The organism is Herbiconiux sp. UC225_62, from assembly GCF_042694625.1.
GTDB lineage: Bacteria > Actinomycetota > Actinomycetes > Actinomycetales > Microbacteriaceae > Herbiconiux.
Genome location: NZ_CP170551.1, coordinates 1,440,630 through 1,460,670 on the forward strand (window position 1 = coordinate 1,440,630; position 20,041 = coordinate 1,460,670).

19 protein-coding genes and 1 tRNA gene are annotated in these 20,041 nt (G+C 70.1%); 9 read left to right on the forward strand and 11 right to left on the reverse strand.

The window, feature by feature from the left end; translation table 11 throughout:
- Position 1: 1 nt before the first annotated feature.
- The 3 genes from ACFJGU_RS06895 to ACFJGU_RS06905 all read left to right on the forward strand — a co-directional run bounded on the left by ACFJGU_RS06895 (position 2) and on the right by ACFJGU_RS06905 (position 3,909).
- A complete protein-coding gene (locus ACFJGU_RS06895; RefSeq protein WP_382308848.1) occupies positions 2-958 on the forward strand; it encodes a sigma-70 family RNA polymerase sigma factor in 957 nt (318 codons plus the stop codon).
- 182 nt (positions 959-1,140) lie between these two features.
- Positions 1,141-2,232 carry a hypothetical protein gene (locus ACFJGU_RS06900; protein ID WP_382308849.1) on the forward strand — a complete coding sequence of 364 codons (1,092 nt, stop codon included), beginning with the start codon at positions 1,141-1,143 and terminating at the stop codon, positions 2,230-2,232.
- A gap of 87 nt (positions 2,233-2,319) precedes the next feature.
- Positions 2,320-3,909 carry a chaplin family protein gene (locus ACFJGU_RS06905; RefSeq protein ID WP_382308851.1) on the forward strand — a complete coding sequence of 530 codons (1,590 nt, stop codon included), beginning with the start codon at positions 2,320-2,322 and terminating at the stop codon, positions 3,907-3,909.
- A 57-nt stretch (positions 3,910-3,966) separates the two neighbouring features.
- Here ACFJGU_RS06905 and ACFJGU_RS06910 read toward each other — a convergent pair whose 3' ends face one another.
- Positions 3,967-5,283, reverse strand: a complete 1,317-nt coding sequence (locus ACFJGU_RS06910) for an APC family permease (RefSeq protein WP_382310303.1) — start codon at positions 5,281-5,283, stop codon at positions 3,967-3,969.
- A gap of 109 nt (positions 5,284-5,392) precedes the next feature.
- On the opposite strand from ACFJGU_RS06910, the gene ACFJGU_RS06915 reads away from it, so the two are divergent.
- Entirely contained in the window at positions 5,393-6,769 is a 1,377-nt protein-coding gene (locus ACFJGU_RS06915; protein WP_382308852.1) for a DUF2252 domain-containing protein, read from the forward strand.
- Here ACFJGU_RS06915 and ACFJGU_RS06920 read toward each other — a convergent pair.
- From ACFJGU_RS06920 to ACFJGU_RS06950, 7 genes are all read right to left on the reverse strand, one after another.
- The gene (locus tag ACFJGU_RS06920; protein WP_382308854.1) at positions 6,766-8,100 is read right to left on the reverse strand and encodes an SGNH/GDSL hydrolase family protein; all 1,335 of its coding nucleotides are present in this window, start codon (positions 8,098-8,100) and stop codon (positions 6,766-6,768) included. The two genes, ACFJGU_RS06915 and ACFJGU_RS06920, sit on opposite strands and share 4 nt — an antisense overlap.
- Positions 8,101-8,109: 9 nt before the next feature.
- Complete coding sequence (locus tag ACFJGU_RS06925) at positions 8,110-8,976, reverse strand: prenyltransferase (protein ID WP_382308855.1); 867 nt, start codon at positions 8,974-8,976, stop codon at positions 8,110-8,112.
- A complete protein-coding gene (locus tag ACFJGU_RS06930) occupies positions 8,973-9,326 on the reverse strand; it encodes a lycopene cyclase domain-containing protein (protein WP_382308857.1) in 354 nt (117 codons plus the stop codon). The genes ACFJGU_RS06925 and ACFJGU_RS06930 overlap by 4 nt, the downstream gene beginning before the upstream one ends.
- Positions 9,323-9,664, reverse strand: a complete 342-nt coding sequence (locus tag ACFJGU_RS06935) for a lycopene cyclase domain-containing protein (RefSeq protein ID WP_382308859.1) — start codon at positions 9,662-9,664, stop codon at positions 9,323-9,325. The genes ACFJGU_RS06930 and ACFJGU_RS06935 overlap by 4 nt, the downstream gene beginning before the upstream one ends.
- A gap of 15 nt (positions 9,665-9,679) precedes the next feature.
- Entirely contained in the window at positions 9,680-11,557 is a 1,878-nt protein-coding gene (gene crtI / locus ACFJGU_RS06940; protein WP_382308861.1) for a phytoene desaturase family protein, read from the reverse strand.
- Entirely contained in the window at positions 11,554-12,486 is a 933-nt protein-coding gene (locus ACFJGU_RS06945; RefSeq protein WP_382308863.1) for a phytoene/squalene synthase family protein, read from the reverse strand. The genes crtI and ACFJGU_RS06945 overlap by 4 nt, the downstream gene beginning before the upstream one ends.
- 64 nt (positions 12,487-12,550) lie before the next feature.
- Positions 12,551-13,648, reverse strand: a complete 1,098-nt coding sequence (locus tag ACFJGU_RS06950) for a polyprenyl synthetase family protein (protein WP_382308865.1) — start codon at positions 13,646-13,648, stop codon at positions 12,551-12,553.
- A 45-nt stretch (positions 13,649-13,693) separates the two neighbouring features.
- Between ACFJGU_RS06950 and idi the strand changes: the two genes are divergently transcribed.
- Both idi and ACFJGU_RS06960 read left to right on the forward strand, forming a co-directional pair.
- Complete coding sequence (idi, locus tag ACFJGU_RS06955; RefSeq protein ID WP_382308867.1) at positions 13,694-14,209, forward strand: isopentenyl-diphosphate Delta-isomerase; 516 nt, start codon at positions 13,694-13,696, stop codon at positions 14,207-14,209.
- A 10-nt stretch (positions 14,210-14,219) separates the two neighbouring features.
- The gene (locus tag ACFJGU_RS06960; RefSeq protein ID WP_382308868.1) at positions 14,220-15,653 is read left to right on the forward strand and encodes an alanine--tRNA ligase-related protein; all 1,434 of its coding nucleotides are present in this window, start codon (positions 14,220-14,222) and stop codon (positions 15,651-15,653) included.
- 120 nt (positions 15,654-15,773) lie between these two features.
- Here ACFJGU_RS06960 and dcd read toward each other — a convergent pair whose 3' ends face one another.
- Positions 15,774-16,379 (reverse strand): dCTP deaminase, encoded by a 606-nt coding sequence (dcd, locus tag ACFJGU_RS06965; RefSeq protein ID WP_382308870.1) that lies wholly within the window; start codon positions 16,377-16,379, stop codon positions 15,774-15,776.
- Positions 16,380-16,491: 112 nt separating this feature from the next.
- Between dcd and ACFJGU_RS06970 the strand changes: the two genes are divergently transcribed.
- The 3 genes from ACFJGU_RS06970 to ACFJGU_RS06980 all read left to right on the forward strand — a co-directional run bounded on the left by ACFJGU_RS06970 (position 16,492) and on the right by ACFJGU_RS06980 (position 17,436).
- A complete protein-coding gene (locus ACFJGU_RS06970; RefSeq protein ID WP_382308872.1) occupies positions 16,492-16,629 on the forward strand; it encodes a hypothetical protein in 138 nt (45 codons plus the stop codon).
- Between the two features lie 278 nt (positions 16,630-16,907).
- Positions 16,908-16,981: transfer RNA gene (locus ACFJGU_RS06975), tRNA-Gly, on the forward strand.
- A 50-nt stretch (positions 16,982-17,031) separates the two neighbouring features.
- On the forward strand, positions 17,032-17,436 hold the full coding sequence (locus tag ACFJGU_RS06980) for a hypothetical protein (RefSeq protein ID WP_382308874.1): 405 nt from the start codon (positions 17,032-17,034) through the stop codon (positions 17,434-17,436).
- Here the strand turns inward: ACFJGU_RS06980 and ACFJGU_RS06985 are convergent.
- Positions 17,376-18,284 carry a hypothetical protein gene (locus ACFJGU_RS06985; protein ID WP_382308875.1) on the reverse strand — a complete coding sequence of 303 codons (909 nt, stop codon included), beginning with the start codon at positions 18,282-18,284 and terminating at the stop codon, positions 17,376-17,378. The genes ACFJGU_RS06980 and ACFJGU_RS06985 overlap by 61 nt on opposite strands.
- Positions 18,281-19,336, reverse strand: a complete 1,056-nt coding sequence (locus ACFJGU_RS06990) for a tetratricopeptide repeat protein (protein WP_382308877.1) — start codon at positions 19,334-19,336, stop codon at positions 18,281-18,283. Before ACFJGU_RS06990 ends, ACFJGU_RS06985 begins: the two co-directional genes overlap by 4 nt.
- Positions 19,337-20,041: the final 705 nt, after the last annotated feature.

Sequence of the window (20,041 nt, forward strand, 5' to 3'; positions counted from 1 at the left end):
AATGCCGGAGACAGAGGTCGACGAGGGCGAGCCGGAGGCACGCCTCACGAACATCCGCGGCGCGTCGGAGGATCCGGTCAAGGATTACCTCCGCCAGATCGGGCGGACCGCCCTGCTCTCCGCCGAAGAAGAGGTCGACCTCGGTCGTCGCATCGAGGTGGGTGTGCTCGCCGATGCGAAGCTCGCCAGCAACCCCGTCATGGACGCCACGCTGAAGCGTGAGCTCGAGTGGCTCGCCCGCGACGGCAAGGCCGCGAAGCGCAAGCTCATCCAGGCCAACCTGCGGCTGGTCGTCTCGATCGCCAAGCGCTATCTCGAGCGCGGACTGCCCTTCCTCGACCTCATCCAGGAGGGCAACATCGGTCTGGTGCGGGCCGTCGAGAAGTTCGATTACCAGGCCGGCTTCAAGTTCTCGACCTACGGTTCGTGGTGGATCAAGCAGGCCATCAACCGCGCCCTGGCCGACAGCGGTCGAATCATCCGTATCCCCGTGCACACCTCGGAGAAGATCTCCTCGATCACCCGGATGCAGCGACGACTGGTCATCGAACTCGGGCGCGAGCCGTCGATCATCGAGGTCGCGAGCGCCGTCGACCTGCCGCCCGCGAAGGTGCAGGAGCTGCTCCGCCACGGCCGCGACACCGTGTCGATCCACACGCCCGTCGGCGACGACGACGCCGAGCTCGGTGACCTGATCGAGGACACCTCGCAGGCCCAGCCCTTCGACGCGGCCGCCGCCTCGCTGCAGCACCACGACCTGGCAGTCGCCCTGGCCACCCTGCCTCCCCGCGAAGCCCGCGTGGTGTGCATGCGCTTCGGTCTCGACGGAGAGGACCCCATGTCGTTCGACCAGATCGGCGAGGCCCTCGGAGTGAGTCGCGAGCGGGCGCGGCAGATCCAGCGGCGGGCCCTCGCGATGCTGCGCGATGAGTCGCTGCATGACTACCTGATCGCGTGACCTCCGCCCGAAAAGGGGCCGATCGCCTGGTGCGACGGCCCCTTTCCGCGCCCGGGAGGCGTGAGAATTCCCCAGTTCGGATCTCGCAAGGGGCTTGACATGGAGGTTCGAGGGGAGAAAGGTCGATAGCAAGCGGGGCATCCGACGAGGGATGTCCGGTTCCTGCGCAGGGGGTGACTGTCGTGGAACATGCAACTGAAGAGCGGTCACGACGCCTTCTGCGCCTCGGACTCGGAACGCTCGGAGCGGTCGGTGGACTGCTCGTGCTCGGTGCCGTGTTCGGGTCGTCCTCGGCTTCGGCGGACGAGCCCGCGCCCCCGAATTCTTCCTCCGCCTCCCTCCTCGGCTCCGTCTCCGACCTGGTCGACTCCGCGGGTTCCGCGGTCGGCGACGTCGTGGCCGACGTGAGCGACGAGGTGCTGACGCCCGTGCTCGAGCCCGTGGCGGAGGTTCTGCCGGCGCCTGTCGTCGACGTGGTCGCGACGGTGCCGCAGGTGACGGATGTGCTCGGCGAGGTCGCCGCATCCGATCCGGTTTCGACCGTGGCCGAGCCGGTGACCGACGCCGTGGACGACGTGGTCGCCACTCTGCCGGTCGTGCCTGATGTGATCGGTTCGGCGCCCGCCGGGTCGCTGACGTCGCCGGTGACGGGTGCGGTGGATGCCGCGCTCGGGGGAGTGGGAGACGCGGTGTCGCCCGTCGTGCACGCGGTCGTCGATCCGGTGACCGGTGGAGCGACCGGGCTGCTGCCCGGGCTTCCGAGTCTTCCGGGACCTGTCCCACCGGCAACGCCCGGTGACGCGGACGGGCCCGGTGCCGCCACCGGCGCGGGAGACGGTTCCGGATCGGGTCCCGGCGCCACGACTTCCGGGCCGGTGGCGGGAACTCCCGACGTGCCGTGGGGTGCGGTGTCGGGTGCGGTGGACGCATCCGATCGGGGGGATCGGGGCGGCCTCGGCTACCCGGGCGAGGGCGCGGCGGGTGCAGGGGGCGCCGCGGATTTGGGCCTCGTTCCGGGAGCCGGTGGTTCGCCCGGGGGCGGGTGGCCGGGTGGACCCGGTGCGCCCGGGCCGTTCGGGCCCGGCGGCGGAGCCCTGCCGGCATCCAGTTCGTCGAGCGGCGGGGTCGTGACGGCCCACGGCGGCGCGACGGCGAGTTCAGACCTCTGGGGCGGCGGATTCTTCGCGCCGGCCCACGCGACGCTCTCCGGCGTCGCGACCGACGACGCGCTGCCGTCGTCGCCCAGCTACGGCACCGACGTCTCTCCCGACTGAATGAGCCCGGCTCCGCCCTGCGCGGAGCACGGACCGAAGTCTCCCTTTCCGGGAGCACACCTCATTCATTCGACAGGAGATTTCATCATGAACAAGTACGTCTCGAGAGGGCTGTGGACAGTCCTCATCACCGGGGGCCTGTGCGTCCTCGGTGCGGGAGTCGCGAACGCCGCTGAGACCAGTGGCGACGAAGGCGCGGCATCCGGCAACCAGGCCATCATCCAGGTGGACCTGCCGATCGACCTCAGCGGCAACGGGGTCTCGGTCATCGGGGACTCCACGAGCAGCGACTCGTCGGCCTCGGTCGACTCGGCTCCCGCAGCGCCGCCCGTCGAGGTCTCGACCGACGGCTCGGATTCGCTGGTCGGAGGCAACCAGGCGATCGTCGATGTCGACGTTCCGGTCACCGTCGGCGGCAACGCGATCTCCGTGATCGGGGACGCGACGAGCAGCGACTCGTCGGCGTCGCAGGAGGCGGCTCCGGCCGCCGACCCCGCTCCAGAACCCGCCGCGGCTCCGGCCGAGACCTCGGGTGAGGACAGCGTGGCCGGTGGCAACCAGGCCCCGGTCGACGTGTCGATCCCGGTGGTCGTCGGCGGCAACGCCATCTCGGTCGTCGGAGATTCGGAGTCGACGGATGCCTCGAACAGCACCGCCGGCTCGACCCCTTCCGCAGGCACCGGCTCCGGTGCCACCACCACCGGCGAGGACAGCGTGGCGGGCGGCAACCAAGTCGCCCCCGACATCACCGCACCGGTGACCATCGGCGGCAACGGCATCAGCGTCATCGGCGACTCCTCGTCGACCGACTCCGACGTCACCACCACCACCGGAGGTGGCTCCAGCACCGGAGACGGCGCCACCACCACCGGAGAAGACGGCATCGCCGGCGGAAACCAAGTCGCCCCCGACATCACCGCACCGGTGACCATCGGCGGCAACGGCATCAGCATCATCGGCGACTCCTCGTCGACCGACTCCGACGTCACCACCACCACCGGAGGCGGCTCCAACACCGGAGACGGCGCCACCACCACCGGAGAAGACGGCATCGCCGGCGGCAACCAGGTCCTGCCCGGCATCGACCTCCCGGTGACCGTCGGCGGCAACGCCGTCTCGGGGATCGGCGATGCCGAGACCTCGGGCTCGGAGGTCACCACGACCACCGGTTCCGGCAGCGGCGACCCGACCACCAGCGGGGAGGACGGGATCCTGGGCGGTAACCAGATCATCCCCGGCGTCTCGCTTCCGGTCACGGTCGGCGGCAACGCGGTGTGCATCGTGGGCGACTGCACCACCACCGGTTCGACGGTGACCGATCCGGGAGATCCGACCGATCCCACGGACCCGACTGATCCGACCGATCCCACGGACCCGACCGACCCCACCGGCCCGACGGATCCCACCGATCCGACCGACCCCGGCACCCCGACGAACCCGGTCGACCCGGGCACGCCGGTGACTCCGGGATCGCCGACCGGTCCGGGCACCTCGGTGCCGGCCGGCTACTCGAGCTCGTCGTTCGCGGCCGGGTCGAGCAGCGCATCCGGAAGCCTCGCCCTTACGGGAGGCAACCCGCTGCCACTGATCGGCGGCCTCCTGCTGCTGATGCTCGTGGGTCTCGGGCTGATCGCAGTCCGACGCCACGCCGTTCGGGGGGAAGGGTCGAGCCACTGAGCGCACCGCGCTGAACGCTCGACCCGGCGGGGCGTCGCCACTACGCGACGCCCCGCTTCACCCTGCCCGCCGTGAGCTCTTGCGTGGACTTCTCCGAAGAATCAGACGCACCAGGATGCCGACCAGGAGCACCGCCGCACCCACGACCACCGCGAGCGGCGGCAGGGTGGCGACGAGCACCAGGCAACCGCCCGCGCCGAGCACGGCCAGCCACCGCCAGTACCGACGTTGGTCACGCGGCTGCGTGAACGCCGACACGTTCGCCACGAAGTAGTACAGGAGTACCCCGAACGAGGAGAACCCGATCGCGCCGCGCAGATCGACCGTGAGCACCAGCAGCACCACCACCGCCCCCAGCACCAGCTCGGCACGGTGCGGCACCGAGTAGCGCGGATGCACGGCGCTCAGCCACCGCGGCAGGTCGCCCTCGCGCGCCATGGCCAGCGTGGTGCGCCCGATGCCCGCGATGAGGGCCAGCAGCGCGCCGAGCGAGGCGAGCGCCGCGCCGACCGTGACGACCGGCACCGCCCAGCCCCAGCCGTTCGCCGCGACGGTCGCCGTGAGGGGGTCGGATGTCGCCGCCACTCCCGCCGGACCGAGCGCGCCGAGGGTCACGACGGCGATGGCCGCGTAGACGACCACCGCCACGACGAACGCGATCGTGATCGCCCGGGGGATGGTGCGCGCGGGTTCGCGCACCTCCTCGCCCATGGTGGCGATGCGCGCATAGCCCGCGAACGCGAAGAAGAGCAGCCCGGCCGCCTGCAGCACCCCGTAGACACCGCCCGCCCCGAGCCCGCCGAGCGCGGCGGCGCCCGACCCGGCTTCGCCACCGCCGCTCAAGCCCGCGGCGATCCCGGATGCCACGACCACGGCCAGGATCGCGAGAACCACCACCACGATCGCCCGCGCCAGCCGCGCCGTCCGGGTGACCCCGAAGTAGTTGACCGTGACCAGTGCCGCCACGGCGACCGCCGCGACCGGCCGCGCCCACGCATCCGGAACCGCGTAGGCGGCGAAGGTGAGGGCCATGGCCGCACAGCTCGCGGTCTTGCCGATCACGAAGCTCCAGCCCGCGGCGAACCCCCACCAGGGTCCGAGGCGCTCCCGCCCGTAGACGTAGGTTCCGCCGGCCGCGGGATACACCGCGGCCAGCTGCGCCGATGAGGTCGCGTTGCAGAATGCCACCACGGCGGCGACAACGAGTCCGATGAGGAGTCCCGATCCCGCCGCCGCGGCCGCCGGGGTGAACGCCGAGAAGATCCCGGCGCCGATCATGGCGCCGAGGCCGATGAACACGGCGTCGCCGAGGCCCAACCGCCGTGCGAGAGGCGCCGACGCGGGCGGGGAGACGGATGCTGAACCGGACACGATCGGCACTGTACCGCGCCGTGGTGAACACCGCGCGGCCCCGCGGCGGCCCGGTCCTTCCGGCCGCCGCCTCACGACGATACGACGCCCGGCGGACCGCTAGCGTTGCGACATGAGCACGCACGTCAGCCGCCTGCAGAGCACCCGCGCCCGCCACCTCACGATCACCGAAGCGATGGCGGCCGGCCGGGCGCTGCGGGCCGAGGTCCCGCGGGCGGCGCACCGCGAGTCCGCGACATCAGCCCCTCGCGACCCGCTCGGCATCCTCGCCGCCCAGAACGCCACGCGCCTGCCCCACCTCGTCCCCGTGCGCCTCGAGCGGATGCTCGCCAGCCCCTTCGCGTTCTACCGCGGTACCGCCGGCATCATGGCCGCCGATCTCGCGACAGGAGTGTCGACCGGCATCGACGTGGTCTCCTGCGGCGACGCGCACATCAGCAACTTCGGCCTCTTCGCCTCGCCGCAGCGCACCTTGGTCTTCGACCTCAACGACTTCGACGAAGCCGCCTCCGCGCCGTGGGAATGGGACGTCAAGCGTCTCGTCGCCAGCGTCGTGATCGGGGCGAGGGATGCCGGGCACGCCGAGAAGCAGGTGCGTCGCGCGGCGCTCGCCACCGCAGCCGCCTATCGCACGGGCCTCCGCGACATGATGAGGATCGACGCCCTCGAGCGCTACTACACCCGCGTCGACACCGACGAGCTCCACCCCGAACTCGATTCGGCAGCCCAGAAAGTGCTCGACAAAGCCACCCGCCAAGCTCGCCGCCGGACCTCCGCCGCCTACCTCGAGAAGATCACCGCCCGCGACGACGACGGCACGCTGTTGATCATCGAGGACCCGCCCGTGCTCACCCACGTGCCCGAGGCCGTCGAATCCGAGGTCGAGGAGCTGTTCGAGCGGTACCGCAGCACCGTGCCCGCCGACATCGCTCTGCTCCTCTCGCACTTCACCCTCAACGACGTCGTCATGCGGGTGGTGGGCGTGGGCAGTGTCGGCACCCGTTGCTATCTCCTCATCCTCTCCGGACCTGCGGGCGAACCCTTGATCCTGCAGGTGAAGGAGGCGCAGCCATCGGTGCTCCCGACCTACGGAGGCGCAGCGTCCCGGGCCGAGCACAGTTCCGAGGGGCACCGCGTGGTCGACACCCAGCGCATCCTGCAAGCCGTCTCCGACTCGTTCCTCGGCTACTTGCGGTTCGGGGGACGCGACTTCTACGTGCGCCAGTTCCGCGACATGAAGGGGTCGATCGACGCCTCGTCGCTTCCGCCGAAAGAGTTCCGCACCTACGTCTCCGGGTGCGGCACGGTGCTCGCGCGGGCGCACGCGCAAAGCCTCGACGCTCCCGTCATCGCGGGTTACCTCGGCGGCTCCGATGAGTTCGACCGGGCCGTGGTCGACTGGTCGCTGGCCTACGCCGACCAGTCCCTGGCCGACTTCGAGGCGCTTCGCGACGCGGTCTCCCGCGGCGACCTGGGGCGCCGTCCCTAACCCGCGGCGTCGACCCGCGGAGCCGGGATGAGCCCCGCCACCAGGGAGTGACCCCGGGCCGAGAAGTGGATGCCGTCGGCGTTCACATCCGGCCGGAGCACCGAGGGCTGCAGCGGATCGCGCAAGGTGTAGTCGGCATCCAGCACCCGGTCGACGCCGTAGGGACCGAGCGAGAGCCACGAGTTCCAGTCGAGCCGGGTCTGCTCGGCCGCACCACTCAGATTGCGCGGCGGTTCGGTGAGGGCGTACACCGTCGCATCCGGCCACAGGGCGTGCACCTGCGTCACCACGGCGCCCCAGTCGCGCTCGATGTCGGCGAGCGGCCGGCCGTGGGCGATGTCGTTGGACGCCGTCCAGATCGTCACGATGTCGGGGTCGAGCTCGCCGAACTCGTTCCACTTGGTCGCGCCGGGCGCGAACACCGTGGTCTCGGCGCCCGGCGACGCGAACGACACCGCCGCCGCGTCGTTGCTGAGCGCCCATTGCTGCGGCCAGGCCGTCTGCTCGCCGCGGGTGGGGAACGCCGCCGTCTCGTAACTGCCCGGCGCGTTGAGCGAATGCCCGATGCTCACCATCAGGGGCGCGTCACCGGAGTACTCGTATTCGATCCAGACGTCGAAGTAGCTGAGGTAGCTCTGCGTTCCCGGCGCGTCGTCGGCGTTCGCGAGGGAGGAGCCGGCATCCGTCGCCAGCCAGGAGAGCCCCGGATTCGTGGCGAGCACCGCTCCGGCGGGCGCGGTCCAGCCGAGGGAGAGAAGGTAGCTCGTGTGGGCGTCGAGCGCGAACTGGCCCGGTTCGATCCAGTCGCTCACGAAGCCGTCGGTGGAGAGGTTCGCCGTACCGGCGACTCCGACCGGCGTGGACGCGAACTCTCCGCTCTGACCCGACTCGCCACCGACCAGCTGCTCGCCGAGGTAGATCCCGGTGATCGTCACGGGGGTGGCGAACGTCTCCTCCGAGTTGAACTGCCAGTTGCGGATGTGCACGCGGAACGCATCCGCCGGCACGCCGAGCTCGAACGGCAGGCGCATGCTCGCGTCCATCGGTGCGGTGGGGCTCGGCACCGCGCGGTCGGTGGTGTGGCCGAAGCTGAGGTCGGCCGTCGTCCGCGGTGCGCCGGCGTGGCGTGCGATCACCAGGCCGGGTGCGTCAGCGCCGGAGGCTGCCGACTCCTGGTCGGCCGGGGCGGATGCCGCGTGCCCCGCGTCGGTGGTGAGTGCCCACACCGAGACGCTCGCCGCCACGATCGTCACCACGGCGCACACCGCGGCGGCGGCGAGCAGCCGGCGGGAGCGGCGCTCGGCGCTCGGCTGCCGGGGAGGGCGCGTCATCCACCGATTCTAAGCAGATGCTGCGAGCACCCAGGTCCAGATGAGCAGCAGGGTCACGAGGAATCCGGTGAGGAAGTTGAGCCCGAGGAAGCGCCGCCAGCCCGCGTTCGCGCGCTCCGCGTCCTCGTCGCGCAGCGACCAGAACGGCAGGATGCTGACGGCATAGGGCACCGCCAACACCGCCGCGAGCGTGCCGGGCCACGGCGTGAACAGCAGCAGCACGCCCGCCAGCACGTATGCCGCGAAGGCGAACCGCACGGTGGCACGGGCACCGATGACCGTGGCGATCGATCCGATGCCCCCCTCGCGGTCGGCCACGATGTCCTGCACGGCACCGAACGCGTGGCTCGCCACGCCCCAGAGGAAGAACGCGCCGAGCACCGCCCAGAGCCCCGGGGTGAAGACCGCACCGGCGAGCACGAGGCCGTACACCGCCGGACTCACGAAGTGGGTGCTGGACGTGAGCGAATCCAGGAAGGGCCGCTCCTTGAACCGCAGACGCGGCGCGCTGTAGGCGATGAGGGCGAACACGCTGATCGCCAGGACGAGCCACGACAGCGGACTCCCCACCGCCACGAGGAACACCAGGAAGGGCACGTTCGTGACCACGACCGCCCAGAGCGTCACCCGGTGCAGCGACCGGTCGAGCACGGCCCCCTCGACCCCGCCCTTGCGCGGATTGCGCAGATCGGATTCGTAGTCGAAGACGTCGTTGATGCCGTACATCGCCAAGTTGTAGGGAATGAGGAAGTAGAGCGTTCCGAGAACGAAGACGAGATTGACCTCGCGGGTCGTGAGCAGGTAGCCGGCCGCGAAGGGGAACGCGGTGTTCACCCAGGAGAGGGGCCGCGACGAGAGCAATAGCTGGCGGATCACTCGCGCTCACCCCGCGCAACGGCGTGCCCCGCGGTCCAGGGACGGTCGAGCAGCAGCCAGAGTGACGGCAGCAGGAAGGCTGCTGCGAGGGCGTAGGCGAAGTCTTCGAGAGGCGCGATGCCGATGAACGCCCCGCTGATCCTCCCCTCGTCGTAGCCCACCAGACCGACCGCGATCATCACGTTGTCGAACAGGGCGGTCAGCACCAGCAGGAGTCCGAGGGTCAGGCCGAACACGCCCACGAGCCCGCGCCGCGCCTCCGCCGGCCGTCGTCGGACGACGAGGATCGCCACCACGACGACGGCCGCGACCACCGCGAGGAAGACCAGGTTGAGACTCCAGTACGTCACGGTGCCTCCCTGCGTCGCCCGGCCCGTTCGCGGGCGAAGAGAATATGCGCACCGCGGAATATGTTCATCGTGAGGTAGCAGAGGAGGGTGAGGAAGAAGAGCTCCTCGAGGGGCAATTCGGGCGCCAGGAGGATGCCGGTCATGAACGCGGTCTCGCCACGGAAGAAGATTCCGAGCCCGATGCCGAGCACATCCCACACGAGGAAGAACGTGACGCCCGCGATCAGCACCACGGCAGCCCGCCGCGGACGGTCGAAGAAGAACAGCCGGAACCGGCGGTCGAGCACCACCATTCCGCCGAGCGACACGAGCAGCGCGACGAGATACAGGATGCCCATGGTCGGTCGTCCGGATCAGCGCGGCTCGGCCGAGGCGCCGGGTCGCGGGTCGGGCGCGGCAGCACCGTCGGCACCGAGCGGGCGTTCGGCGCCGAGCGGTTCGGGCAGCGGACCGGTGGAGGTGTCGCCGTGCAGGCGCTTGATGACGAGCTCGGCGCTGATCAGGCACATCGGCAGCCCGATTCCGGGCGTCGTCGATCCTCCGGCATAGAGGAGGCCGTCGACCTTCGTGCTCACGTTGCGGGCGCGGAAGAAGGCGCTCTGCCGCAGGGTGTGCGCCGGGCCCAACGCCGTCCCCTTCCACGAGTTGAGGTCGGTCGCGAAGTCCGCCGGGCCGACGGTGCGGCGCACGACCACGCGCTCCGCGAGATCCGGGATGCCCGCCCAGTCCGCGATCTGAGCGATCGCCGCGTCGGCCAGGGCTTCGACGCGCGCATCCCCCTCGCCGTCGATCCCACCGGCCCCGATCGAGGGGTCGGCCGGGATGGGCACGAGCACGAACAGGTTCTCGTGGCCCACCGGTGCCACGGCGTCATCCGTCGCACTGGGGCGGCAGACGTAGATCGAGGCCGGGTCGGGGATGGAGGTGCGGTGCGGTGTCGCGCCCGTTCCGGTGCCGAAGATCTTCTCGAAGTCGCTCTTCCAGCTCTTCGTGAAGAACAGGGTGTGGTGCTCGAGCTGCGGCAACTCACCGCGCACGCCGAGCATGATGAGGAGGGCGCTGGGACCGGCGACCTTCTTCTGCCAGTAGCTCTCGGGATAGGTCTGGAGCTCCGGCAGCAGCATCGTGGTCTCGGTGTGCCAGAGGTCGGCCGTGGAGACCACGAGGTCGGCCTCGAGGGAGTGGGCGCGGCCGTCGGCGTCGGTGTAGTGCACCCCGCCGACACGGGGTCGTGTGGAGGCGATCGCGGCGGGTGAGTCTGCGTCCCCGACATCCGACGGTGTCGTCGGGGCCGACGCCGCGCCTGAGCGTGAGGAGGCAGCCTTCGGGGCCGGCTCCTCGCCGGCGAGCATCCGCCGCAGTTCGTCCCGGTCGATCACGTTGGTGTCGAACTCGGTGGTCTCGTAGTCGTAGACGTCGACCGGTCCCGGTGCCGCCGGAGCCGTGCCCTCCACCGCCATCACGATGCGGGATGCTTCGGCGCCCGTGACGATCGTCACGCCCTCGGCGACGGCGAGTCGCTCGATCGCGTCGATGACCGCGGCGATGCCGCCTTGAGGATAGAGCACCCCCTCGTCGAGGTCGAGGTGGCTCATCAGGTGATACATGCTCGGCGCGGCATACGGTGAGGTGCCGAGGAAGACGGCCGGGTACCCGAGCACCTGCTGCAGTCGCGGATCGCGCACTGTGCGCGCCGCGAATCCGGCCAGAGGCTCCGTGAGCAGCCGGGTGAGGCGGGGCAGCTTCTTCAGGACGGGCCCGGTGAACAGGGGCGACACCTTCTCGAAGGTCGAGTAGAGGAAGTACTGCTTGGCGAGCTCGTAGGTCGAGGCCGCCGAGTCGAGGTAGCCCGACATCCGCACCCCCGAGCCCGGTTCGAGCGACTCGAACAGCTCGAGGTTCTCGTCGCGGCTCGCGGCGACATCGATGGAGGAGAACTCCCCCTCGAAGTAGACGCGATACCCCGGGTCGAGCTTCACCAGGTCGAGTTGCTCCTCAGCGCTCGTGCCGAGGAGGCGGAAGAAGTGGTCGAACACCTCGGGCATCAGGTACCAGGACGGGCCGGTGTCGAAGCGGAAGCCGTCGCGTTCCCACACACCGGCGCGACCACCCACGCGTTCGTTCTTCTCGAGCAGCGTCACGCTGTGACCCTCCCGGGCGAGGAGTGCTGCGCTCGCGAGTCCACTGATCCCGCCGCCGATCACGATCGCTGTCTTCGCCGTCGTCGTCACTCGATCGTGTCTCCTTCTGCTGGCGTCCGCTTTCGGCGCGGAGGCGGGAGCCGGCCCAGCGCGGCCCCTGCAGCTATTCTCGCCTTGACCGGGTTCGGAACGCGGACACGAGTGCGGGCGAGTACGGATGCGGGTGTGTCGCGGAGTCGATCGCTGAGCTCCTCGAAAAGGCCCTGCGCGAGCACGACGGCGCGGCGACTGGAGTCGGGCAGGCCCGGAAGGCTGGCCCGGGCGATCCGCAGATCGTCGTCGATGTCGGCGAGTATGCGTTCCTTCTCGACCTCGGTGAACGTGGTCACGTCGATGCCGGGGAAGTAGCTGCGGCCGAGTGTGCCGAAGTCGGCGGCGAGGTCGCGGAGGAAGTTGATCTTCTGGAAGGCGGCCCCCAGGTGACGAGCGCCGTCGACGAGCGTGGCTCGCTGCGCCTCCGTGACGCGTCGGTCGCGGAGGAAGGCGGCCAGGCACATGAGACCCACGACCTCGGCCGAGCCGTACACGTAGTCGTCGAACGACTCCGGGGTGTGGCGCGTCTCGACGATGTCGGCGCGCATCGAGCGGAAGAAGGGAGCGGTGAGGTCTTCACCGATGCCGACGCGGCGGGCGGTCCAGCCGAAGGCGTGCACCACGAGGTTGGTGCTGTAGCCGCAGGACATCGCCTCGCAGGTCTCGCTTTCCAGTGCATCGATGCGGCGCGTGATCTCGTCGGGATCGAGTTCGGCGGAGGCGGCGACGCCGTCGACCACCTCGTCGGCGAGCCGCACCAGCGCGTAGATGTTCTCGACATCCTGGCGCACCGGCTGGGCGAGGAGGCGTGACGCGAGGCCGAACGAGGTCGAGTAGCGGCGGATGACCACCGAGGAGGCCTCCATGGCCACCCGATCGTAGAGGCTCGGGTCGCCGCTCCAACGCCCCGAGTTCTTGCCGTTCATCGCACCTCGATCGTCGTGCCGTCGACGTCCGGGCCACCCGGCCGTCCGCCGGGGAGTCCTCCTGTCATCGAACCCTACCGAGCACCGACGCGACAACGGGGCGGAATTCCTCGCGCGCCGCATCCGGCAGGGCCGGATCGACGAGGGCTTCCCAGGCGCGGTTGGCGAAATCCCGGGCGAGTGCCTCGGTGAACCCGCGGGAACCCGTCTGCTCGAGCACGGAGCGGATGCGCTGCGCCTGCTCGGGCGTGAGCTCGGGCGATCCGACGAGATCGGCCACCTCGGCCCACTCCGGACGGCCCGCCGCATGAGCGAGCAGCACGGTTCGCTTGCCCTCCCGCAGGTCGCCGAGGGTGGTCTTGCCGGTGTCGCGCTCGTCGCCGAACACCCCGAGCAGGTCGTCGACGATCTGGTAGGCGATGCCGATGTTGCGGCCGAAGGTGCCGAGGGCCGCGATCGCCGCGGGCGAGGCGCCCGCGAGCACGGCGCCGGCCTGCAGAGGGGTCTCGAAGGAGTAGACGGCCGTCTTCAGCCTCTCCATCTCGAGGATGTCGTCGACGGTCGGCAGATCGTCCGCGCCGGCCGGACCGGTGGTACCGCTCCGCAGCGCGAAGTCCACGTCGTACAACTCGCCCGCGGCCGAGACGAACATCGCCTCGTCGAGCAGGTCGTGCAGCCGGGTGCGCAGGATGCCGTCGACGCCGGAACGGTCGATCAGCCGGTAGGCGTTGAAGAGGGCCAGGTCGCCGGCGATGATGGCCACCGACATCCCCCGGTGCTCCGCATCGGGGAGCGGGATGCCCGCGGTGGTCGCGATGTCGCGGTACCGACCCGAGACATTGACCCCACCGCGCCGCACGAAGTCGCGGTCGATCACGTCGTCGTGCACGATCAGGGCCGTGTGCAGCAGTTCGAAGGCGGCGCCCACGTGCGCCGCGGCATCGACGTCGGTGCCCCCCAGCGCTTCGTAGGCCGCCATCACCATCCGCGGCCGGAATCTCTTGCCGCCGGAAGCGTTGCGTTGGAGCGTCTGCCAGAGCGCGGCGTAGGGTGCACCCAGGGCCTTGGCACGGTAGTGGGAGTCGCTGAAGAAGACCGCCAAGACGCGCTCGACCTGCTGGTGTCGGCGTTCCGACACGGCGAGCAGCTCGTGTGTGTCCACGACTCAAACTTACATGGCAACCTGGTAATAAAGGACAATAGTGAAATGACCAGCGATACCGAACAGGTCGTCCTCCTCTCCGACGACGGCGTGCCCATCGGCGTCGCCGACAAACACGAGGTGCACACCGACGACACCCCACTGCACCTCGCCTTCTCCTGTCACGTGTTCGACGCTGAGGGGCGCATCCTCGTCACGCGGCGCGCGCTCAGCAAGCGCACGTGGCCCGGGGTCTGGACGAACTCCTTCTGCGGTCACCCCGGACCGGAGGAGGAGCTGACGGATGCCGTCGTCCGCCGCGCCCGCGACGAGCTCGGCCTCGAGCTGGCCGATCTGGAGCTCGCGCTGCCCGACTTCCGCTACCTCGCGATCGACGCCTCCGGCATCGTGGAGAACGAGATCTGCCCCGTGTACACGGCGCGCGCCGCGGGGCCCGTGCTCGCGAACCCGGCCGAGGTGGCCGAGTGGCGGTGGGCCGACGCGGCCGAGCTGCAGCTCGCCGTGTCGCTCACGCCGTGGGCTTTCAGCCCCTGGCTGGCGCTTCAGCTGCCGCAACTGTAATGCTGGGCACATGGATGCCCACGAGATCCGAAACTCCTACCTAGCGTTCCTCGAAGAGCGCGGTCACACGGTGATCGAGCGTGCACCCCTCGTGCCGCGCGGCGACACCAGCACCCTGTTCAACGGCAGCGGGATGCAGTCGCTGCTTCCCTACCTGCTCGGCGAGTCGCATCCGGACGGCCCCCGGCTCACCGACAGCCAGCCCTGCGTGCGGGCGCAGGACATCGACGACGTGGGCGACAACCGTCACACCACCTTCTTCGAGATGCTCGGCAACTGGTCGCTCGGCGATTACTTCAAAGAGGAGCAGATCCGTCAGTTCTTCACGTTCCTGGTCGACGTGGTGGGGCTCGATCCGTCGAAGATCTACGTCACCTGCTTCATCGGCGACGCGGAGAACGGCATCCCGCGCGACGACGAGGCCGCCGGCATCTGGCAGAAGGTCTTCGCGGAGCGGGGGATCTCGAACGGGGTCGCCGAGATCGGCAGCCAGGGCGACGGTGACGCGCGCGGCGTTCTGCCGGGCGAGCGCATCTTCTTCTACGACGGGGGCGAGAACTGGTGGTCGCGCGGCGGTTCGCTCGCCGGCACGCCCATCGGCGACCCGTGCGGACCCGACAGCGAGGTGTTCTACGACTTCGGGCCGGAGTACCAGGATCCGTCGTTCGGGCTCGCGCATCCGGCCAGCGACGGCGGACAGTTCATGGAGATCGGCAACCAGGTCTTCATGCAGTACCGGCGGTTGGAGGACGGCTCCTTCGAGGAGCTCGCGCGGCGCAACGTCGACTTCGGCGGCGGACTGGAGCGCATCGCGGCGGCGTCGATCGGGTCGGATGACGTCTTCCGCATCTCCCTGCTCTGGCCGATCATCGAGGCGCTGCAAGACCTGACGGGGCGTCGTTACGACGACGAGACCGCGGCGATGCGCATCATCGCCGACCACCTGCGGGGGGCGACCTTCCTCGCCGTCGACGGCGTTCGGCCGTCGAACAAGGAGCAGGGCTACGTGATGCGGCGACTGCTGCGCCGCGCCATCCGTCTCGCGCTGTCGCTCGGACTCACCGAGAACTTCTTCTCCTCGGTGGTGCCGGTGATCGCGGATCTCTACGCCGACGACTACCCGGAGGTCGCCGCGTCGCGCGACGAGGTGATCGCGGTGCTCGTGAAAGAGGAGGTCGCGTTCCGGCGCACGCTCGAAGGCGGGCTGCTCGCGCTGTCGGAGTACTCGGGGTCGACGCTCACGGGCGCCGACGTGTTCCGGCTCTCGGACACGCACGGCTTCCCGAAGGAGCTCAGCGTCGAGGAGGCGCGTCGGCTCGGCATCGACGTCGACGACGCCTGGGAGGTGGGCTTCGCCGAGGCCCTCGAGGAGCAGCGCGCCCGCTCGCGCGGCGCCACCCGCCTCGGCGCGGCCGGCCTGCCCGGTGGCACCCACCCCGCCTGACGCGAGGCATCCGCCCCCGTTCCATCTCGATGGCGATTCGGGCCGTTGCGCCGAAAGGATGGAGAAGACCTCGGCGCGGCGTCCGCAGCTCCATCTGTCTCGAACCGGATGCGCCTCCCGTCAGGCGCCGACAGCGCCTTCCGTCACCGCGGAGACGTCGGTGCGGTGGAAGTTGAGGTGGGAGCGCGAGGCGGTGGGGCCGCGCTGACCCTGGTAGCGCGAGCTGTACTGGCTCGATCCGTAAGGGCGCTCGGTGGGGCTCGAGAGCTGGAAGAAGCAGAGCTGCCCGATCTTCATGCCCGGCCACAGCTTGATCGGCAGCGTGGCGACGTTGCTCAGCTCGAGGGTGACGTGACCCGAGAAGCCGGGGTCGATGAATCCCGCGGTCGAGTGGGTGAGCAGCCCGAGCCGGCCCAGGGAGCTCTTGCCCTCGAGGCGGGCGGCGATGTCGTCGGGGAGACCCACGCGCTCGAAGGTCGAGCCGAGCACGAATTCGCCGGGGTGCAGGATGAACGGTTCGTCGGGCTTGGTCTCGATCAGTCGCGTGAGCTCGGGCTGGTCCTCGGCCGGGTCGATGAACGGATACTTGTGGTTGTCGAACAACCGGAAGTACCGGTCGAGCCGCACGTCGATCGACGACGGCTGCATCATCGCGGGCTCGTAGGGCTCCAGGCTGACGCGGTTCTCGTGGATCTGGGTGCGGATGTCGCGGTCGGAGAGAAGCACGCAGTCAGTGTAACGGGGAGCGCGGCCCGATCGGGGCTCGGAAATACCGCGCAGAGCCGTGATCACGCGGTACTCTCATCGCACCGTGGCCGATCGACGATGGAGTTGAGTCATGCACGCACAAGGCGATGTCACCGTGTTCCTCGTTCTGTGGGCTCTCGTGGGGGCGATACCGGTCGCCTGCGGGCTGGTGCTGACCCGAGCGCGTCCTCAGCGCATCCGGGGCAAGGGCGGCGACCAGCCGCACTGAACCGTTGCGCTCCCCGCCGGACCGACTTAGGCTGTGCAGGCCGACGTTCGGGGGAGGTCGCATGCGCACCGGGGTGGATCTCGTGTTCTTCATCGCCTGGGCATCCGTCGGCCTGGTGGCGCTGGGCGTGTGGTTCGTTGCGACATTACGGCTGTCCCGTCGACGGACTCGGCCGGCCCGACCCGCTCCGGAACCTCTGCCCGAGCGGGCGGCGACGGTCACGCCCGTCACGGTGTCCGTCTAGGCGGTCGCGGCGCGGCTGCTATCCTCGATTGCACGCGGATGTAGTTCAATGGCAGAACTTCAGCTTCCCAAGCTGATAGCGCGGGTTCGATTCCCGTCATCCGCTCCAACTCCGGCCGAGGGCCGCCTGCAACTGCCGACGGGGTGCAGGATGAGCACATGACTCAGAAACGCCCCGTGGCCCGCACGATCGCCCGCATCGCCCTGGGCCTTGCCCTCGTCGGAGCCGGCATCACCCACCTCACCATCGCCCGCAAGGACTTCCAGGCACAGGTCCCCGATTGGGTGCCCTTCAGCAAGGACACCGTCGTGCTCGCGTCCGGGGTCGCCGAGATCGGCATCGGCGCAGCCCTCACCGCGCTGCCGAAGCACCAGAAGGCGGTCGGCACCGTCGCCGCCCTCTTCTTCACCGCGATCTTCCCCGGCAACATCTCGCAGTGGGTCAACGGCCGCGACGCCTTCGGCCTCGACGACGACCGCAAGCGCGCGCTCCGCCTGCTCTTTCAGCCGGCGCTGGTCGCCTGGGCACTCTGGTCCACCCGGCGCAAGCGCGACTCGCAGTAGGCGTAGAACGCCGCGTAGGCCAGCAGCGAGACCACGATTCCGCCGAAGAAGATCGGCGCCGACGGTCGCACCCAGAGCAGGTCGTCCCAGCGGATGAGCAGCGCCGCCACGATGAACACCAGGCTGATCAACTCGGCCTGCACCACCGAGCGGAAGGCGCTCCAGCGCCCGTCGACGAGCAACCACACGTTGACCATCCCGGGGAGCGTGAGGATGGCGCCCGCCACTCGCGCGGTCAACGGCGTCAGCTGCCAGGCCCAGAGGTCGATCGCGAGCTGCGGAGCAACGAAGAGCACCACACCCGTGACGGCGGCCGCCAGCCCGATCGCGGCGAGGAGACCGCGCAACCAGCGCGGAACGGCGTAGTCGCGAGCATCCGGAACGCCTGGGTCCCGTGGCCGGTTCAGGATGAAGGCCACCAGAACGAGCACCGGCGTCGTGACGTAGAGAGTCACCCACACGATGAACGAGATATGCCCGAAATGGAATCTGTCCCAGTGGAGGAAGGTGGCGACGGCCAGCAGGCTCGCGAACACGAAGACCGCCGGAAAGCCCCAGCCGATCGCATGCCAGCTCCGCAGACGGAGACACGCGGCGAAGAACCAGATTCCGCCGAGGTAGGCGCAGCCGAGCAGCATCGCTGTGAGGGGTGGCGCGATGGTCCAGGCGAAGAGCTCGTCGGTGCGGCCCGGCAACACGTAGAGCAGCACGCTCGCCACCACGAGGAACGGGATGATGATCGCGGAGACGACGCGGGTGTAGGGCAGGATCCGGTCGTCGCGCTCGCGGGCGACCGAGGGAGTGGCGGCGGGCTCGGGCGGCGATGCCGGCGTCGGTCCGGTGCTCATCGAGACTCCCCCTCGGAGGCAGGCGGGTGGGCCGCCGGCGCGTCTTCGGCGGGACCGGCCGTCATGTCCGGCCGAGCGGCGTCCTCGTCATCGGAGATCGCGGCCTCGGGCGGGGGTGCGGGCGTCCCACCTCGCTCGGGGATGCCCGCGAGCGCGTACTCCACCACCGCATCCGTCGACTGCTCCCGCCCGGTCCGCGCCGCCGCATCGAACGCCCGCGCCGCCGCGGCCCCCGAGTCACGGAGTTGCGCCACGAGCGGGGCGTGGAACGAGAAGGCCGCCGCGTTGTAGAGCCCGGATCGCTCGCGCAGCAGCGACGCCGCGCCTTCGAGCCTCCCGGCACGTTGCGCATCCCCACCCATCGCCGCCATCGCGACGAGACCCTCCAGACCGTAGGCGATCCCCTCGTCGTGACCGAGTCGCACCGAGCTCTCGAGGCTGAGCCCGAAGTCCTGCGCGGCCGCGGTGAGGTCGCCGAGCAGCAAGCGGGCCCAGCCGAGATGGTGCAGCGCGATGGTCTCGCCCAACTCGTCGCCCTGGCGCCGGGCGACGGCGAGGCTCTCCTCGAAGCGGTTCAGCGCCGCGTGCGTCTTCTGCTGCAGGAGCGCGACCCGGCCGAGGCTCACCAGCGCCATCGCCTCTCCCCACCGGTCTCCGCTGTCGCGGAACAGCCCGAGGCTGGTCTCGAGGGCGTCGTCGGCGCGGGCCGGATCGGGTGTCGAGCCGGCCAGCACGGCGAGAGCCAGCGACACGAGCGCGAGTGCTTCGCCGGCCGGCTCGCCCTCCTGGTGGAAGAGGTCCGCACTCTCGCGGAGCCCTTGCACGACGAGGCCGTCGGGGTCCTGCCAGAACGTGATCGCGCGAGTGAAGTACAGCGCGATCGCCCGGGCACGGGGCGAGGGACGACCTTCGGATGCCTCGAGCAGCTCGTCCATCAGCGCGCGCACTTCCCCGAGGTGGCCGCCCACCCACCAGTAGACGTAGAGCGTCCAGGCGAAGTCGGCGCAGCGGTCGAAAGTCCCGCACGTCGAGCAGATGACGGGCGGTGGCACGCAGGTTCTCGCGATCGTCGGTGAGCCGCGCCATCCATTCCCGCTGCTCCGGACCCTCGAGTGCGAACTCGCTCTCCCGCCCGAGAGCGACGAAGAAGCTCGCATGCCGTTCGAGCAATGCATCGAGCGCGCCCTCCGCCTGACCCGAGAGCTGTTCGAGGGCGTACTCGCGCACAGTGGAGAGCATCGAGAACCGCGAGCGTGCACCGCGGTCGTGCTGGCTCAGCAGACTGGCGTCGACGAGCAGCCCCAGTAAGGAGAGCGTGTCGGGCAGAGCGGGCAGAGGTCCGATCGCCTCCGCCACCGCCTCCGCCGCCTCCAGCGAGAACCCGCCCTCGAACACGCCCAGTCGCGCGAGCAACGCCTTCTCCGGATCGCCCAGCAGCTGCGTGCTCCACTCGATCGTGCGGCGCAAGGTCTGCTGCCGGGCCGGCAGGTCGCGCGCGCCGCCGACGAGAAGGGGAAGCCGCCGGTCGAGCCGCGCGAGCATGTCGGCCGGGGTGAGCACGCGCATCCGGGCCGCCGCGAGTTCGAGGGCGAGGGGAACGCCGTCGAGGGCGTCGCAGATGCGCGCCACCGCCTCGACGTTTCCGTCGTCCACCTCGAAATCGGGCTTCACGGCGTGCACCCGTTCGACGAAGAGAGTGACGGATGCGCAATCGGTCACGTCGCCGAGACTCGGATGGCGCTCCCAGTCGGGGAGTC